7 protein-coding genes are annotated in these 18,495 nt (G+C 70.6%); 5 read left to right on the top strand and 2 right to left on the bottom strand.

Translation table 11 applies throughout. The features are described 5' to 3' along the window. Positions 1–55: 55 nt before the first annotated feature. Positions 56–1,792 carry an ABC transporter ATP-binding protein gene (locus tag ASC99_RS32705; RefSeq protein ID WP_235502879.1) on the top strand — a complete coding sequence of 579 codons (1,737 nt, stop codon included), beginning with the start codon at positions 56–58 and terminating at the stop codon, positions 1,790–1,792. After that, positions 1,789–3,636: an ABC transporter ATP-binding protein gene (locus tag ASC99_RS32700; RefSeq protein ID WP_082598816.1), complete on the top strand. Its 1,848-nt coding sequence runs from the start codon at positions 1,789–1,791 to the stop codon at positions 3,634–3,636. Before ASC99_RS32705 ends, ASC99_RS32700 begins: the two co-directional genes overlap by 4 nt. On the opposite strand, the gene ASC99_RS32695 is transcribed toward ASC99_RS32700, so the two are convergent. Continuing rightward, complete coding sequence (locus ASC99_RS32695) at positions 3,526–4,131, bottom strand: response regulator transcription factor (protein ID WP_057239192.1); 606 nt, start codon at positions 4,129–4,131, stop codon at positions 3,526–3,528. The genes ASC99_RS32700 and ASC99_RS32695 overlap by 111 nt on opposite strands. A gap of 177 nt (positions 4,132–4,308) precedes the next feature. Between ASC99_RS32695 and ASC99_RS32690 the strand changes: the two genes are divergently transcribed. Both ASC99_RS32690 and ASC99_RS32685 read left to right on the top strand, forming a co-directional pair. Beyond that, positions 4,309–6,141, top strand: coding sequence for a cholesterol oxidase substrate-binding domain-containing protein (locus ASC99_RS32690; RefSeq protein WP_235502878.1), 1,833 nt, complete (start codon positions 4,309–4,311; stop codon positions 6,139–6,141). Between the two features lie 166 nt (positions 6,142–6,307). Continuing rightward, positions 6,308–6,598: a DUF3303 family protein gene (locus tag ASC99_RS32685; RefSeq protein ID WP_082598837.1), complete on the top strand. Its 291-nt coding sequence runs from the start codon at positions 6,308–6,310 to the stop codon at positions 6,596–6,598. Between the two features lie 68 nt (positions 6,599–6,666). Here the strand turns inward: ASC99_RS32685 and ASC99_RS32680 are convergent, their stop codons facing one another. Next, on the bottom strand, positions 6,667–10,365 hold the full coding sequence (locus ASC99_RS32680; protein WP_157531899.1) for a LamG-like jellyroll fold domain-containing protein: 3,699 nt from the start codon (positions 10,363–10,365) through the stop codon (positions 6,667–6,669). An 813-nt stretch (positions 10,366–11,178) separates the two neighbouring features. Between ASC99_RS32680 and ASC99_RS32675 the strand changes: the two genes are divergently transcribed. After that, a complete protein-coding gene (locus tag ASC99_RS32675) occupies positions 11,179–18,474 on the top strand; it encodes a polymorphic toxin-type HINT domain-containing protein (RefSeq protein ID WP_157531898.1) in 7,296 nt (2,431 codons plus the stop codon). Positions 18,475–18,495: the final 21 nt, after the last annotated feature.

Genomic DNA, 18,495 nt, shown 5'->3' with positions numbered 1-18,495 from the left:
GGGTGTCCCCGCCCCCTGCATGACCTCCGCCTCCCAGGAACGGAGCCGGCCAGTGGTGGACCGCAGCCCAGTGGTGGACCGCAGCCGAGACCGCCTGCTGCTCGCGGCAGCCCGGCAGGGCGGGGCGTGGGTCGGCGTCCTGACCGCCGCTTCGGTGCTGCTCGCCGGGGTCTACGTCGTGCTGCCGGCCGTCATGGGCCGCACCGTGGACGCCGTGCTCGGCGACAGTGACCCGGCGCTCTGGCTGACCCTCTCCGCCGTCCTGATCGCGCTCCTGGTGCTGTGCGACGCGGCGGACGACCTCGCCGCCGGAGTGGCCAACAGCCGTGCCACCGCGTGGCTTCGCCACCGGCTGCTGCGGCACGTGCTGGACCTCGGCCCCCGGGCCACCCGACGGTTCGACGCCGGTGACCTGGTGAGCCGTCTGGTCGGCAACACCGCCCGGGCCGGGGGTTCGACCGCGGGCCTGGTCTGGGCCGTCACCGAACTGATCCCGCCGGTCGGCGGCGTGGTCGCGCTGGCGCTCATCGACCCCTGGCTCTGCCTCACCTTCCTCGCCGGGATGCCGCTGGTGGTGCTCCTGGTGCGCACCTTCGTCCGCGACGTCTCGGACCTCAACGAGCGCTACTTCGACGCGCAGGGCCGGATCGCCGCCCGGCTGACCGACGCCCTCGCCGGCATCCGGACCGTGACGGCCGCGGGAACGGTGGAGCGCGAGGTCGGCCGGGTGCTGGTGCCACTGCCCGAGCTGCACCGGTACGGCCAGGGGATGTGGCGGGCGGTCGCCCGGGTCAACTCCCGGGACGCCCTGGTGGTGCCGTTGCTGGAGGTCGCCGTGCTGGCGGTGGCCGGCTTCGAGCTCAGCCGGGGCCGGATCACCCCGGGGCAGGTGCTCGCCGCGAGCGAGTACGTGCTGCTGGCCATGGGGGTCGGCTCGATCGTCTCCGCCGCCGGCCAGTTGGCCTTCGCCCGGGCGACGGCCGCCCGGGTCGCCGCGGTGCTCGACGAGCCCCCCGTCCGGTACGGCACCGGGCAACTCCCCACCGGCGCCGGGCGGCTGGAGTTCCGACAGGTGACCAAGCGCGCCGCGGACGGCGCCGCCGTACTGGAGAAGCTCGACCTGACCGTGCCGGGCGGCGCCCTGATCGCCGTGGTGGGGCGGTCCGGAGCCGGTAAGTCGCTGCTGGCCGCCCTGGCCGGGCGGCTGGTGGACCCGGACGAGGGAGAGGTGCTGCTCGACGGCGTACCGCTGCGCCGGCTGGCCCGTGCCGAGCTGCGGGGCGCGGTGGCGTACGGCTTCGAACGGCCGGTGCTGCTCGGCGAGACCATCGGCGACGCGATCGGATTGGGAGCACGGGCGCCCACCGCGGACGAGGTGGGCGCCCAGGCGGTGGCGGCCAGGGCGGACACCTTCATCCGGCACCTGCCCGACGGCTACCGCACCCCGCTCGGCGAGGCCCCGATGTCCGGCGGGGAGGTGCAGCGGGTCGGGCTGGCGCGGGCGTTCCTGCAGGCCGGGCGGGTGCTCGTGCTCGACGATGTCGCTGCCAGCCTGGACACCGTGACGGAGCATCAGATCACCCGGGTGCTCACCGGCGCGCTGGCCGACCGCACCCGGCTGGTCGTGACGCACCGGGCGTCCACGGCCGCCCGGGCCGAGCTGGTCGTCTGGCTCGCCGGGGGCCGGGTCCGCTCGCAGGGGACGCACGGCGAGCTGTGGGCGGATCCGGAGTACCGGGCCGTCTTCGAACCGGTGACACCAGGGCCGGTGACGGCGGGAGGGGCACCGTGAACAGGACGGCCGGTCGGCTGCTGCGCTCGGCGCTGCACAGGCGGCGCCGGGAGTTCCTGCGGCTCGCGGGCTGGACCCTGGTGCGGACGGTGCCGGTCCTGCTCTCGGGCTGGGTCGTCGCCCGCGCCGTCGACCACGGCTTCCTGGCCGGGCGAGTCGGCGAGGGCTTCGCCTGGCTGGGGCTGCTGGCGGGCGCCACCCTGGTCGGCGCCCTCGGCACCCGGCAGGTCGCGCTCTGCCTGGCCGCGGTGGTCGAGCCGCTGCGGGACGAGCTGGTCGCCTTCGTCGCGAACGGCACGCTGTACCGCTCCGCCAGGCTGGGCGGACCCGCCGACACCGCCGGGGTGGCCCGCCTCACCGAACACGTGGAGATCGTCCGGGAGTCGTACGGCGCGGTGATCATGTTCGTACAGACCTTCGTCATCACGGCGGCGAGCGTGCTGCTGGGGCTGGCCGGCCTGGACCCGGCCCTGCTGCTGCTGGTCCTGCCGCCGATGCTGGTCGGGCTCGCGCTGTTCCTCACCGCGCTCCGGGCGATGGCCAGGCGGCAACGGGCGGTCGTGCTGGCGGACGAGCGCCTCGCCGAGAGCGCGGGCACGCTCACCGGCGGGCTGCGGGACGTGACCGCCTGCGGTGCCGAGGAACGCGTCGCCGCCCAGGTCGGTGCCCGGGTCGACGCCGCCGCTTCGGCCTCCCGGGCGCTGGCCCGGCTGACCGCGCTGCGGACCACGGCCCTGGGCGTCGGCGGCTGGGTGCCGCTGCTGCTCATCCTGGCTGCTACGCCCTGGCTGGTGCGCAGCGGTGTGACGGCCGGCGCGATCCTGGGAGCGGTGGTCTACCTGTCCCAGGGCCTGCAACCGGCGCTGCAGGAGTTCGTCCGGGGGCTCGGCGGCAGCGGGCTGTGGCTGGTGGTCTCGCTCGGCCGGATCGCCGAGGCGGCCGAGCTGCCGCCGGTCCCAGCTTCTGCACCGGTGCCGACGGCCCCGGTCTCACCGAACGGGGCCGGGGTGGAGCTGCGAGGCGTGACCTTCGGCTACGCCGGGTCCGCCGAGCCGGTGATCCGGGACCTCGACCTGCTGCTCCGCCCGGGTGAGCACCTGGCCGTGGTGGGGCCGAGCGGCGCGGGGAAGTCCACGCTGGCCGCACTGACCGCCGGACTGCTCGGACCGCAGGCCGGGCAGGTCCGGATCGGCGGCGTGCCGGTCCGTACGCTGCACACCCGCGAACCCGAGCTGCTGGCCCGCTACCGCGTGCTGATCCCCCAGGAGGCGTACGTGTTCGCCGGGACGGTCCGGGAGAACGTCACCTATCTCGCGCCGGAGGCCACTGCGGCGGAGGTGGACACCGCCGTCCGCGCCGTCGGCGCGGGGCCACTGGTCGAGCGGCTCGGCGGCTGCGACGCACCGCTCGACCTGCAGGAACTCTCGGCCGGTGAGCGGCAGTTGGTCGCCCTTGCCCGGGCGTTCCTGCCGCCCACCCGGCTGGTCCTGCTGGACGAGGCCACCTGCCACCTCGACCCGGCCGCCGAAGCGGTCGCCGAGGAGGCCTTCGCCCGCCGCCCCGGCACCCTGATCGTGTTCGCCCACCGGATCAGCTCGGCCCGACGGGCCGACCGGGTCCTCGTACTGGACGGCAACCGGGCCCGGCTGGGCACCCACGAGGAACTGCTCGCCGACTCCGCCCTCTACCGCGACCTGGTCGGCCACTGGGAGTCCACCGGCCTCCCCCATCTGTCACAGCCAGCCCGACTCCCGGACGATCCGGATCGCATCGACCCGGTTCCGCGCACCCACCTTGCCGACCACCGCCGACAGGTGGTTGCGGACCGTGCCCACCGAGAGTGAGAGCCGGAGGGCGATCTCGCCCGTCGGAGTGCCTTCGGCGGCGATCCGCAGGATCTCCAGTTCACGCGAGGTCAGCGGGTTCTCCAACGACTCGATCGCCAGCAGGGCGAGCTCCGGGTCGATGTACCGGTGACCCTCCACCACCTTCCGGATGCCCTCGACCAGTTGCTCGGCGGGCGCGTTCTTGCCGATGAGACCCGGCACGCCCTGGGCGAGCACCCTCCGAAGGCCGTCCGGCGGCTGCGAACCGGTGACCAGGAACAGTCGGCACTCCGGGAGCTGCGCCGACAGCTGGCCGCCCAGAAACAGCTGCTCGCCCCGCCGGCAGTCGACGTCGATCACGGCGACATCGGGCCGGATCGAGAGCGCCCGGGCGATGAGCGAACCGTTCCCGCCCGCCTCCGCGACGACCTCGATGTCCGCTTCCCTGGCCAGCAGGGCGGTGAGGGCTCCGCGCATGAGGCCGGTGTCCTCGACAAGAAGAACGCGGATCAAGATCGCTCCCGCCCGGCGCACGTCTCCCGCAGAGACCCGCCGCCTCGGTCTGTCGTACCAACCTGACGAAGTATCCCTCCACTGACCCCCGGATCGCGCGCAACATGCGGTCGGAGTCCCGACATCCTGCGGGCCGAAAGCACCTCGCGGCGTGATCTCCGTTGGTAGCGTCGGCGCGTGGCAGACCAACAGCACGACAGCAACAGCGGCCTGACCCGGCGTAAGGCACTCGCCGTACTCGGCGGGGCCGGCGGCGCCTGGCTCCTGCGTGGCACCATCGGGCCGGACAGCGCGCAGGCGGTGGGCACCGCGCCCGCCGCCCTCCCGGCCGGGGTGACGCCCTACCAGCGGGTGTACGAGAACTGGGCCGGCGAGGTCCGTACCGACCCGCTCTGGGTCTGTGCACCGAGCAGCCCGCAACAGGTCGCCGAGCTCGCCGACTGGGCCCGCGCCGCAGGCTGGCGGCTGCGTCCGCAGGGGCACCGGCACGGCTGGGCACCGCTCACCGTCGCCCCCGGCACCCCCGCCACGGCCCAGGTACTGCTGCTCGACACCACCCAGCACCTCACCGCCATTGCCCTGACCGGGAGTTCGGTGGCCGGGGCCCCGACCGTCCGGGTGCAGACCGGCGCCTCGATGGAGGACCTGCTCGCCCAGCTGGCCGGTCACGGCCTCGGCGTCACCGCCTGTCCGGCGCCCGGCGATCTCACCGTCGGCGGCGTACTCGCCATCGGCGGCCACGGCACCGCCGTGCCGGCCACCGGCGAGACCCTGCCGGCCGGTCACGGCTACGGCTCGCTCAGCAACCAGGTCACCTCGCTCACCGCGGTGGTCTGGGACGAAGCCCAAGGCCGGTACGTACTCCGGGAGTTCGACCGGGCCGATGCCGACAGCGCTGCCTTCCTGGTCCAGCTGGGCCGGGCCTTCCTCACCGAGGTGGTGCTCCGGGTCGGCGCCGACCGGAACCTGCGCTGCGTCAGCCGCCTCGACGTCCCGGCCACCGAACTCTTCGCCGCACCAGGGACGTCCGGCACCCGGACCTTCGCCGACTTCGTCGACCGGGACGGCCGGGCCGAGGCGATCTGGTACGCCTTCACCTCGCACCCCTGGCTCAAGACCTGGCGGGTCACCCCCACCCGTCCGTTCGCCGCCCGCACCGTCACCGAGCCGTACAACTACCCCTTCTCCGACAACATCCCGAAGCCCGTGGCCGAGCTGGCCGGCCAACTGGTCGCCGGCTCCTGGGGACTGGCCCCCACCTTCGGCCAACTCCAGTTCCTGATCACGAAGATCGGCCTCACCGGCGACCTGACCGACGTGCTGCTCTCCACCGGCCTGCTGCGCAGCCTGCTCACCGGCGAACTGCTCACCCACCTGCTCGCGGACGGCCTGCACTCCGACCTGTGGGGCCCCTCCCGCGCACTGCTCCAGTACGTCCGGCCGACCACCCTGCGGGTCACCGCCAACGGGTACGCGGTGCTGGCCCGGCGCGCAGATCTCCAGTGGGTGGTCAGCGAGTTCGCCACCTACTACCAGAGCCTGCTGACGGAGTACCAGCAGCGCGGTGAGTACCCGGTCAACGGAGCCGTCGAGATCCGGGCCACCGGCCTGGACACCCCGGCCGCCTCCGGCGTCCCCGGCGCCCAGCCGGCCCTGCTCTCCGCCCTGCGACCCCACCCGGACAAGCCCGAGTGGGACACCGCCATCTGGCTCGACATCCTCAGCCTGCCCGGCACCCCCGGCCTGCACCGGTTCTGCCGCGACCTCGAACAGTTCCTGCTGCGCACCTTCGACGGCACCCGGGCCGGCCTCCGGGTCGAGTGGTCCAAGGGCTGGGCCTTCACCGAGACCGCCGCCTGGGCCGACCCGGACGTCCTCGGCCGCGCCATCCCCGACAGCCTCCGCGCAGCCGGCCGCCCGGGCTGGGACGAGGCGGTCGCCACCCTGGACCGCCACGACCCGCACCGGGTCTTCGGCAACACCTTCCTGGACGGACTGCTCCGCGCCTGACGGCGGCCCTGGCGCCCTCAGTAGTCACGGCAGCACTGATGGAGGACGAGATGTTGCCGCTCCTGCCTCCCGAGGAGAGCCTGAGCAGGACGTCACCGGGTCCAAGCGAGCGCGGTCAGGACCGTGCCGGTCGTGGTGCGCAGAAGGAGCGAGTGCAATGAGGGTCATGTTGAGAGCCCGCCTCGACACCCAGGCCTCGAACGAGGCGCTCAAGGACGGCACGCTGGCGAAGATCGTGGAATCCATGATCGAACGCCTCAAGCCCGAAGCGGCCTACTTCGGCCCCGGCGAAGGCGGCAGGCACTGCACCTTCGTCTTCGACATGCAGGAGAGTTCCCAGCTCCCCAGCATCGCGGAACCGCTCTTCCAGGAGCTCGGCGCGGAGTTCGAGATCCAGCCGGTGATGACGGCCGAGGATCTGAAGAAGGGCCTTGCGGCCTGGCAGGCGCAGAGCTGACCTCGAGAACGCTGCGAAAGCACGAAGGGCGCCGACCTCGGTCGGCGCCCTTCGGATGTGCTCGACCGTCAGCTGTTGAAGATGGCGGTCACCTGATCCGGGGTCAGCGCGTACGGGTAGGTCCGGACATCACTGACGGCGCCGGTGGCCTGGTTGTCGACCGGGTAGCCGGTGGTTGCGGCGGCGCCGATGGTCATCGCGCCGGTCGCGTTCCACGGGGTGGGGTTGGGGTTGTAGCCGGCCGCGGCGAACTTGCCGTTGACGTAGAGCGTCATGGTCTTGGTCGCCGGGTCGTAGGTGGCCGTGAGGTGGGTCCACTGACCCGTCTGGGGCGGTGCGGAGGCGAAGGCGGCGTAGTAGGCGGCGGGCGAGATGTTGTCGTTGGACGGCGCGACGAAGGCCCAGGCGTTGAACGCCTTGGAGTACTGGAGGTAGTACGCGCCGCGCGCGCTGCCGTTCTGGGTGACGAAGGTCTGGTAGTTGTCGAGGTTGCTGATCTTCGCCCAGACCGACACCGAGTAGGCCAGCCTGGTGTCGACCGACGGGGTGGCCGTCTTGAGGTAGGAGCTGCCGTTGAGCACGGTGGCCCCGTTGGCGGTGCCCTTGTGGTCGGCCGCGAAGGTGACGCTGCCGTTGATGGTGGCGCGGTTGAGGCCGCTGCTGTCGGTCGCGATGCCGTTGTTGGTGCCGGCACCGCTGAGCGGCCACTGGTCCGCGCCGAGGGCGGTGCTCAGGACGGTGCCGGCGTTCGCGCCGACGTAGACCCCGGGGGTGACGGTGCTCGTGGTGGGCGTACCGGTCCAGATCTGGACCCGGTTGTCGGCGGTGATGCCCCACAGGGTGGGGTGGCCGCTGCCGGTGAGGTCTCCCTCGGAGCCGACCCGGGGCCAGGTGGTGGAGCTGATGCCGGTCCCGATGAGGTTGTTCGTGACCAGCTTGGTGATGGCCGGGAAGGTCCCGAGGGGACTGCCGAAGACGTCGTTCTCGGTCACCAGACCGGTGGTGAAGGTGTAGCCGCGCAGGTCGCCGCTGAGGGAGTTGCGCGCCCAGAGACCGGGGTGTCCCTGACCGGCCCAGTCACCGGCGGAGATGAGCTCCCAGTTCTTCCAGCCGGTGGTGGTCAGCTTGATCGGTGCACCGAAGACGGCGTCGCTGATCTCGGGGTAGTACCAGAGCGCGCCGTTGCCGTCGGGGGCGGTCTCGACGGTGAACAGACCGGTGCGGTTCTGGAAGTGCTTGCTGGTGTCGAGATCGGTGGTGAGGGGGTCGCCGCTGGCCGCGATCTGCAGGGTGGTGGACCAGTCGGCCGCGTAACCGGTGCAGTCGGCCAGGGCCGGGTCGCAGGCGGGCTTCTCCAGCAGGCTGTGGCTGTCGAAGGTGCCGGGGACGTAGGTGTTGCCCGGGTTCTTGTAGAAGTAGAGGCTCGCGGCGCCGGGCTTGTGGACGATCAGGTCGTCGACGTTCTTGCCACCGCTCAGGCTCCCCCGGTGGGTGAGCTGGTAGTTGGCCCAGGAGTCACTGACCGGGGAAGCCGGCGTGTTGGCCTGGGTGGCGGCGAGGACGGTCGCGGGAGCCTTCGCCATCGGGTTGCCGGGGACGGTGTAGGCCCGCAGGTTGCCGCCGCTGTCCGCGGCCAGGATGTCGGGGACGCTGTCGCCGGTGACGTCACCGAAGACCGGCGCCGGACCGTTGGGGTTCCACGGGACGTAGAACGCGTACGGGGCGATCGGCGAGAGGTTGCCCGCGTTGTCCTCGGCCTGCGTGTAGAGGATGTTGGTGCCCCAGTGGCCGGGGGTGATGCCGGGAATCTGACCACCCGTCGGCATCGCGGCACCGCACTGCCAGGCGGCGCCGGCCAGCTGCGGGTCCCAGCTCCAGCGCAGGCAGGCGAGGCCGGAGGTGTTCAGACCGGACGGGTTGGGGTCGGCGGCGGTGATCGGGACCGCGCCGGTCTGGCCGGCGTAGATCTGCGGGGTCTGACCGTTGCCGGAGGGCGGGAACTGCTTCGTCGGGTCGCTGACGGTGTCCGGGAAGGTCATGACCGGCGGGGTGGTGTCGACCCGGAAGTGGCAGGTCGAGGTCGCGCCCGACCACGGGGTGCCGGGCAGCTGGTCGGAGGCCATGATGCTGAAGCCGTAGGCGTGGCCGTCCTTGATCGCACCGGCCTTGACGGTGAACGGCGCGTTGGAGCCGTTGCCCACCAGCGGGGAGTAGCCGGAGTCGACGTCAGGGCTGCCGGAGAGGCTGTAGTCCCAGATGTGCGACCAGGAGTACAGCTGACCCTGGGTGGGGCTGGAGACATTGGCGTTGAGGGTGACCGCACCGCTCTGGTCGCTGCCGGCGCCGAGCCAACCCCAGGAGCCCGCACCGCTGTTGTCGCAGGCCTGGTAGGTCTGCGAGGGGCTCACGAACTTCGGTGCCGGTGAAACGGCAGGGTTGGTGGGGGTGTTGGGGGCGCGGTCGTACTCGACGTAGAGCGAGGGCTGGTAGATGAACCGCTTGAAGGCGTACTGGTTGCTCTCGTCGCCGTAGAGGCCGAAGGTCAGCGTGTCGTGGTCGGCGCCGTACGACTGGAGGGTGCCGGTGATGTTGTAGCTGAAGGGCACGTTGTTGTAGCAGTTGGTGTGGCCGGAGCCGCCGACCCACTGCCGGCCGAGCGAACTACCCACCTGCCAGGGCTGGTTGCTCCAGGTCGTGCCGCTGCTGATGGCACTGGTGACGTACAGGTCCAGCGGGTAGTTGTTGGTGCAGGACCAGTCCGCGGAGACGTACTCCTGCATGTTCATGGTCGCGTAGTGGAAGACCGCGCCACGCAGCGGGCTGGTGTTGAACTGGTAGAAGGTGCGGTACGTGTCCGAGGGCGAGCAACTGCCGCCGTTGGGGTAGTACGCGCAGATGCCGACGCCGGGGTGGTCGGAGTCGTTGCCGCCGGTGCGGTTCCAGTTGGAGGTGCCGGGGTAGGCGGACTGGATCCAGGTCCAGCCGTTCGCCGACGTGCTCCACGGCACCCAGGCGGGGTCGATGAAGTACGGCGCGGTGCCGTGTGCGAGCAGGTCCTGACTGGGGGTCAGGTCGATGCCCTTGCCGTTGGTCCTGGCGGGCATCCTGGCAACCTTGGACGCGGCACCGGGGCCGGCGGTGGTGCTGATGCCGGACGCCTTGTCAGAGGCGTTGGAGGTGCCCGGCGATGCCTGCGCCAGGGCCTTGGCCCGGGGTGCGGCGGCCGCACCGGTGGAGCTGTCCCACATCTGGGGGGTGGGGGCGATCCACCGGGGCTTGCCGTCGGCGGCGGTGGCGGTGATGTTGCCGGCCTCGTCGCTGTTGACGGTGACACCGTCGGCGACCGTGTCGAAGTGCAGGGTCTTGAGGACCGGATTCGCGGCAGCGGCCTGGGTCTTGACGACCAGGACGGTGGTCAGGCCGCCCAGCTTGGTGGCGGTGACCTTCAGGTCGATGTCCGGGGCGACGGAGGGGTAGAGCAGGCTGTCGCCGCTGACGGTGGGAGCGGGCAGGCCGAACGGCGCGTCGAGCGCGAGCTTCTTGCCGTCCGCGCTGGTCATGGTGGCCAGCGGGCCTACGCCGCCCTTGGACAGGACGAGGCTCCCGGCCGCCGCCTTCGGCGAGAAGGAACCGTCCGCGTTCGCGGCCAGGTCCGCGTTCAGCACGACCCATGAGCCGTCGCGCCTGACCCGCTGCTGATCCGGGTGGCTGGTCAGTGCCAGATGCCCCTCGGGCGTCGCCACCGTCTCGCTGAACTCGGTGGTCAACGAATCGACCGCCACCCGCTGCCCGGTCGCCTTCGCCTTGGCGATCGCACGGTCGGCATCATCGGCCGGCGGACGCTCCTGCGTACGCTGCGCGTCAACTTCCGCGACGGCGCTCCGCGATGGAAGAGGCGATACCGAGTCGGCAAAGGCCGCCGGGCCTGCCAGAGAGGCGGCGACGGTGAAGGCCGCAGCGACGGTCAGGGCGCGAGATGGCGCACCGTGACGACGACGTCTGTTCAAGTGAAGTCCCCTGCATATGTGGAGAAGCCTCGATGCTCAAGACACGGAGGTCGACAGCATGCTCCCGGGCACGACATGCACACGCAATGTGAATTTCGGACCGCTGTCCGAATTGCAACAGGCACTCCCACTTTGCGAATACTGTGAGATACCTCACCCCCGAAAAGCCTGGCTCCAGCCATTGACCTGGTCTTATAAGCCGCGAGTAAGCTCCGCGCGTTCTATGTCGGGATCTTGAACCGGGCGGATGCCCGGTCGGCTGGGGGTTACTCAGTGTTGCTGTTGGGGAACGCGGGTGCTTCACCAAGCACCTATCGGCGGGGGAGGCGACGGCTGGCGACAGTCATCGCCGCGGCTGTGATCGGGGCGATGCTGGCACCGGTGTCAGTGGCTGCCGCGGCCGGGCCGGACTACTCGCGGAAATGGACGCCGTCGAATACGGCACTGCCGAAGACCGCGTCGGTAAAGGGAAAGGACGTCGCCGCTGTTCCGGCGGCGAAGCCGACGCATCCGGTGCCGGCGAAATGGCAGCCGCCGCAGTTGCGGCATCTGACTCCGCACGGCCACGCGAGCGTGCAACTGGGAGCCGCGCCCGCCGTGCAGTCGATGGCGGCCGGGAAGACCTCGGAAGCGGGTTCGGAGACCGCCGCGGCCGGGCTGCCCGTATCACTGGCGCCGCTGGCGGGCTCCTCCGCGGCCGGCCAGACGGTTCAGGTCACGGTGGCGGATTCCAAGGCCACCACGGCTGCGGGTATATCCGGCCTGGCGGTGACGCTCTCCCGCGAAGGCCAGGGCGACGCCGGTCCGGTCCGGCTGGGGATCGACACATCCGACCTGGACACCATGTACGGCGCGAACTGGGCCTCGCGTGCGCGTCTGGTGCTGCTGCCGGACTGCTCCCTGACGGCACCGCAGGTGGCCGGCTGCCTGAAGCAGACACCGCTGCCCTCGCACTACGACCCGTCGACGAAGAAGCTCGTCGCTGATGTGACGCTCCCGGCCAACGACGGCACGGCGCGCACGAGCATCCAGGCACTCACCTCCGACACGTCCACCACCTCGACCACGGTCGGCGTGGTCTCCGGCTCGTCCAGCGGCGCCGGTACGTACTCGGCGACCTCGCTGAACCCGTCGCAGGCCTGGGCGGCCGGCAGCACCTCGGGCGCGTTCACCTACTCGTACCCGGTTCAGGCGCCGCCGACCCTGGGCGGCGCCGTGCCGCAGGTCGGGCTCTCCTACGACTCCTCGTCGGTGGAGGGCAGGACCTCCTCCACGAACTCCCAGGCCTCGTGGATCGGGGACGGCTGGGACTACGGCGCGGGCTTCGTGGAGCGCGCCCACAAGCCGTGTTCGAAGGGCGGGATCACCAACTCGGGTGACCAGTGCTGGGCCGGCGCGAACCTGACGCTCTCGCTGGCCGGACACTCCGGCGAGCTGGTGCAGGACGACACCAGCTGCCAGGCCGGCGCCCCCGGCACCACCGAGCAGTCCAACTGCACCTGGCGGATCAAGGGTGACGACGGCTCGAAGGTGCAGTTCCTGACGGGTGCGACCAACGGGACCTGGAACGGCTCGTACATCAAGGTCACCGACACCACCGGCACCGTCTACTACTTCGGTCTGAACCACCTGCCCGACGCGAGCGGCAACCCCACCACCAAGGGCGCGGACAGCGGCTCGGCGTGGACCGTGCCGGTGTACTCGCCCAACAGCGGCGACCCCTGCTACGACTCGGCCAAGGGCAAGGCCTCCTGGTGCCAGACGGCGTGGCGGTGGAACCTCGACTTCATCGTGGACCCGCACGGCAACCTGACCACCTACACGTACACCCCCGAGACGAACCACTACTCCCGGGGCGGCGGCCAGAACAACGGCACCGGCACCAACACCTCCTACACCCGCTCCGGTGTGCTGTCCTCCATAGGCTACGGCCAGCTGCTGTCCGACCAGCTGACCGCCAACGGCGCGTACAACCCGGCCTCGAAGATCGTCTTCACCACGGCCGAACGCTGCGTCACCTCGACCAGCGCCTGCGACCCGGCCAACCGCACCGCCGCGAACGCCGCCAACTGGCCTGACGTGCCGTTGGACCAGCAGTGCGCCTCCACCGGGACCTGCACCAACTACGGCCCGACGTTCTGGTCCACCAAGTGGCTGACCAACATCACCACCCAGGTCCGGTTCAACGGCGCCTACCAGAACGTGGACTCCTACGCGCTCAACCACGAGTTCATCAACGTCCAGAACCCCACCGAGAACACCAAGGTGCCCTGGCTCGCCTCGGTCACCCGCACCGGCAGTGACACCCAGGCCTCGGCGACCCCGGTGACCCTGCCGCCGGTGTCGTTCACCTCGATGCTGCTGCCCAACCGGGTCGACGGTACGAACCTCGTCCCGTCCCGCCCGGCGTTCAACCGGCCGCGCATCCAGCTGATCACCACCGAGACCGGTGCCACCATCGGCGTCGACTACAAGCCCGCCGCCTGCTCCCGGGTCAACAACGTCATGCCGGCCTCCGCCGACACCGACACGCTGTCCTGCTACAACGTCAAGTGGCACCCGCCGACGGAGCAGCCGGACGCCCCGCCGGTCGACGACTGGTTCCTGCGCTACCCGGTGAACACGGTCACCGCCAACCCGAACACCCCGGGCGCGGTTCCGGTGACCACGGCCTACTCGTACGGGAACGCCGCCTGGCACCGCAACAACTCCCCGTTGACCGAGGACATCAACCGTACGTGGGACCAGTTCCGCGGCTACGCGTCCGTCACGACGGTCGCGGGCAGCGGCAATGACGGGCCCAAGTCCCAGACGACCAACGTCTTCTACCAGGGCATGGACGGTGACCTCACCTCGACCGGTACCCGCAGCGTCAAGGTCGCGGGCCCGATGAGCGGCCAGGTCACCGACTCCGACTGGCTCGCCGGCCAGGTCCTGGAGAGCGACACCTACAGCCAGGCCGGCGGCGCCATCACCGCCTACACGGTCAACACCAGCAGCACTCCGGTGACCACGGCCACCCACAACCAAGGCACCCTGCCCAAGCTCATCGCCCGGTACGCGGCCACCAGCGCGACCGCCGTCTCGAAGTCGCTGAAGGCGGACGCCACCTGGCGGACCAGCAGCAGCACCATGACCAGCGACTCGGCACACGGCAACCGCACCACCACCTCGCTGAGCAGCGCGGACGGCCTGCCGGACATCTGCACCCGCACCGCCTACGCGGCGGGCACCGACCCGCAGGTGCTGGCGCTGCCCTCCGAGGTGATCGCGGTGAACGGCGCCAACGCGTGCACCGTCACGCCGACCGCCGCCAACACCACTGCCTGGTCCCAGATGTCGTACGACGGCCTGGCCGTCGGACAGTTGGGAACGAAGCACGATCCGAGCTCCGCGCTGACACTCGATCACTTCGACACCGGCGGCACACCGCAGTTCAGTGCCACGACGGCCGCCTACGACGGTTACGGCCGCCTCGCCGGCACCACCGACCCCAACTCCACCGACAACGCCCACCTGTCCGGCGCCACCGTCACCACGGCCTTCACGGCACCCAAGCCCGGCGAACTGCCCACCGGCATGACGGTCGTCACCCCGGCCCCGGCCGGCGCGAGCGACGTCCTCACGGGGCGCACCACGAGCACCACCCTGGACTCGGCCCGTGCCCAACCGCTGACCGCCACCGACTCCAACGGCCGTACGGTCACCGAGGCCTACGACGCGCTGGGCCGGCTGACCAGCGTCTGGATGCCCGGCCGGGCCACCACTCTGAGTGCGAACCAGACCTTCGCGTACTCGACGCCCGGCATCGTCAACGGCATTGCCGTCCCGCCGACGGTCACCACCTCCATGCTCCGCCCGAACGGGTCCTACGGCGTCAGCATCCAGATCATGGACGGCACGGGCCGGACCGTGCAGACCCAGTCCAGCCCGGCACACTCCGCCTACACCGGCCGGCTGATCACGGATACGGTCTACGACTCCCAGGGGCGGGTCGTCCGGGCCAACGCCGGCTGGTACAACAACGACGCCGCGCCCAGCGCGACGCTGTACCAGACCAGCACCCAGCAGGTCCCGGCCCAGTCCCACACCGTGTACGACGGGCTCGGCCGCCCGGTGACCACCGAGTTCGTGGCCTACGGCGTGGTCCAGAGCAGCGCCACGACCGCGTACCCCGGTGCGGACCGCACGGACGTGACCCCGCCCACCGGCAGCACCGCCACCTCGACGGTCACCGACGCACGTGGGCGCACCTCTCAGCTGTGGCAGTACCGGACGCCCACCGCCACCGGAAACCCGGCGGACGCGGACGCGACGACGTACACCTACACGCCCAACGGTCAGCTGGCCACGCACAAGGACGCGGCCGGCAACACCTGGACCTACGGCTACGACGTGCGCGGCCGGGAGACCAGCTCGGTCGACCCGGACACCGGTACCAACGCCAAGACGTACGACCCGGCCGGACGCCTGGCCTCCACCACCAACGGGCGTGGCCAGACCATCGCCTACACCTACGACCTGCTCGGCCGGGCGACCGGTTCCTACTCCGGCACCGTCAGCTCGTCCAACCAGCTGACCGCCTTCACCTACGACACGATCCTCAAGGGACAGCCCAGCACCTCCACCCGGTACGTCGGCGGCAGCTCCGGTGCGGCGTACACCAGTTCGGTGCTGGCGTACGACACCGCGTACCACCCGACCAAGACGACCGTCACCGTCCCGGGCAGCGAGGTCGGGCAGGGCACGACCCCGTTCACCTACACCTACCAGGCGGCCTACGACCCGATCACCGACGCGCTCAAGGCCGACAACCGCTCGGCGGTCGGCGACATCGCCGGTGAGACCGTCAACTACACCTACGACGTCAACGGCCCGCTGAGCAGCTTCGGCAGCAGCGCCACGACCTATGACCTGTCGTCGGACTGGGACGCCTACGGGCGCAACATCCGCTCCACGATGAACCCGTGGGGCACCCAGATCGTCGTCACCAACACCTACGACGAGTCCACCGGCCGTCAGCTGTCGCAGTTCGTCGACAAGCAGACCGCCGGCACCGGGGCGGTCCAGCAGAACACCTACACCTACAACGCCTCGGGGCGGATCACCGCGATCCGCGGCATCGCCGACAACACCCCGTCCGCCGCCGACCTGCAGTGCTTCGGCTACGACCACCTCGGCCGGCTGACCACCGCATGGTCCGACACCGGCACCCTCACCCAGGCCGCACAGCCGACCGTCGGCGGTCGCGGCTCCTGCACCAACTCCACGCCCACCAGCGGAGTGGTGGCCCCGGCCACCACCACCGTCGGCGGCCCGGCCCCGTACTGGCAGAGCTACGGCTACGACCTGACCGGCAACCGCACCAGCCTCACCCAGCACGACCTCGCCGGCGACACCACCAAGGACGCCGTCACCACGCAGACCTTCCCGGCCGCCGCGACCCTGAACAACGGCAACGGGAACGGTGGTCCGCACGCCCTGAACGTGGGCACCACCAAGGTCAACGGCACCACCACGGCGACCAACAGCAACCGCTACGACGCCGGTGGCAACACCGTCTCCACCTACACCACCGCCGACAAGACCACCGACCTGACCTGGAACGTCGAGGGCAAGCTGAACACCCTCACCCGCTCCGGGCAGATCACCGGGATCGGCGGCAAGTGCCTCGAGACGCAGGGCGGTAGTTCGACCGCCGGCACCCCGGCCCAGATCTACACCTGCAACACCGGCGGCGGGCAGAAGCTCACCACCACCGGCAACCTCCTCAAGGCCTTCGGCAAGTGCCTCACCGCCATGGGTACGGCGGCGGCCTCGCCGATCCAGCTCCAGACCTGTGACGGCACCACCGCCCAGACCTGGACCGCCCGCACCGACGGCACCCTGCTCAACGCCGCCGCCAACCGCTGCCTCGCCGTCCCCGGCGATGTCACCACCAACGGCACCGACGTCCTGCTCGCCGACTGCGGCACGACCGTCCCCGCCGGGCAGAAGTGGGTCGTCCCCAACACCACCACCACCTACCTCTACGACGCGAACGGCAACCAGCTCATCCGGCGGGACCCGGGAAAGACCACCATCACCCTCGGCGGTGACGAGCTGGTCTACGACACGGTCGCCAAGACTCCCCCCACGGGCGTTCGCTACTACCAGATCCCCGGCGGCACCTCCCTGGTCCGCCAGGGCGGCAAGTCCACCTACCAGATCACCGACCACCACGGCACCGGCACGCTCGCCCTCGACGCCACCACCCTCGCGGAGAGCCGCCGCCTCACCGACCCGTTCGGCAACCCCCGCGGCACCCAGCCCACCGGTTGGGCCGGTGACCACGGCTTCGTCGGCGGCACCAAGGACGATGCCACCGGCCTCACCCACCTCGGCGCCCGCGAGTACCAACCGCTCACCGGCCGCTTCCTCAACCCGGACCCACTGCTGGACACGGCCAACCCGCAGCAGTGGAACGGCTACGCGTACAGCAACAACGACCCGGTCAACCTCAGCGACCCGACGGGCCTGTGCCCCAAGGACATGTGCGACGGCTACGGCCAGAATCCGGCCCCGGCAGACGCACCTTCCCAAGGGACTCACACCGGCAGCGACACGATCAAGACCTTCCTGGGGTCCTCCGCCCTCGGGCACACCCTCAACAACAACACCTACAAGGTCATCTCCGGTAGGGGGTACGACTACCACGGCTCCCAGGCCTACACGATCGGCGAGGCCCTGGAGTGGGCGCAGGAGAGCGAAGCCGGCTGGGACTTCCTCTGCCAGATGACCGGCCACTCGACCAAGGAGTGCCAGAGCGACCCGTTCAACGGCAACCCGAACATCTACGACCCGCATCTCCTCGAGGTCGCCGGACTGACCATCGCGGGCACCATCGTCGTCGCGGCCGGCGCCGTGCTGGCCGTGGCCGCGGTCGAAGCCGGCGCGAGCGCCGCAGCTGCCTGTGCGGCAGCGGTACTGGCGTGTGGGGTCGGGGTCGTCGGAGCCATCGGTGACGCGGCGGCCGGCGGTGCCATGGCACCCGAAGTCGCTGCCGCGGTAGCCGGTGCGGGCGTGATGGGCCAGGTGATGAGGGGCTTCTTCGGCCGCCAGCTCGCGGAGAGCACCGAGCTCGCCGCGGCGGACGCGGCGGGAGCAGTGGGCGCGACATGCAGCTTCTCACCCGAAACCCCGGTCCTGCTGGACGGCGGCACGTCGAAGCCGATCGCTGAGATCCGCATCGGGGACCGGGTCGATTCAGCTGACCCCGAGACCGGCGAACACGTCGGCAGTGGCAAGGTCACAGCCCTGCTCGTCAACCACGACGACGATCTGATCGACCTCACGGTCAGCACTCCGGACGGCGGAACCGCCGTCCTCCACACGACGGCCAGGCACCCCTTCTGGGACGACACGAAGAAGACGTGGACACCTGCGGGGAACCTGCGCGAAGGCGACGCCCTCGAAACGCCCTCCGGTGCTCACGCCTACGTCCATGCCGTATCCGTGGTGCCGGGTGCCGCGGACATGTACAACCTCACCGTCGAGGACCTGCACACGTATTATGTGCTCGCCGGTGAGATCCCGATCCTCGTCCATAATGACGGTTCCGAACCGAGTGCCGCAGACAAGAAGTTCGCTCGATCGGTCAACCTGCCGGCCGACAGTCCCGCTGTACAGAATCGCAGCATGACCGTGTCCGACTTCATCGCCAAATTCCGCAAGGGTGGCGTCAAGCAGAAGCTTGGAAACGACTATCTCGGCATGACGATCGAAGATGCACTGAAGGCCGCAAAGGCCGACGGCGACTCGCAGGCCAGGAAGATGCTTGTCGACGGCAGGTTTGACATCAACAGCAACTACAAGGGCAAGATTTGCTAGGCGAGAAGACCGCGATTGGAG

Source organism: Kitasatospora sp. Root107 (assembly GCF_001424875.1).
GTDB lineage: Bacteria > Actinomycetota > Actinomycetes > Streptomycetales > Streptomycetaceae > Kitasatospora.
This window is presented reverse-complemented; position numbering and strand designations above follow the sequence as displayed.

Bases quoted from the DNA above. Each gene is read 5' to 3' on its own strand.
- ASC99_RS32685 (WP_082598837.1), top strand. From the start codon at position 6,308: ATGTTGAGAGCCCGCCTCGACACCCAGGCCTCGAACGAGGCGCTCAAG.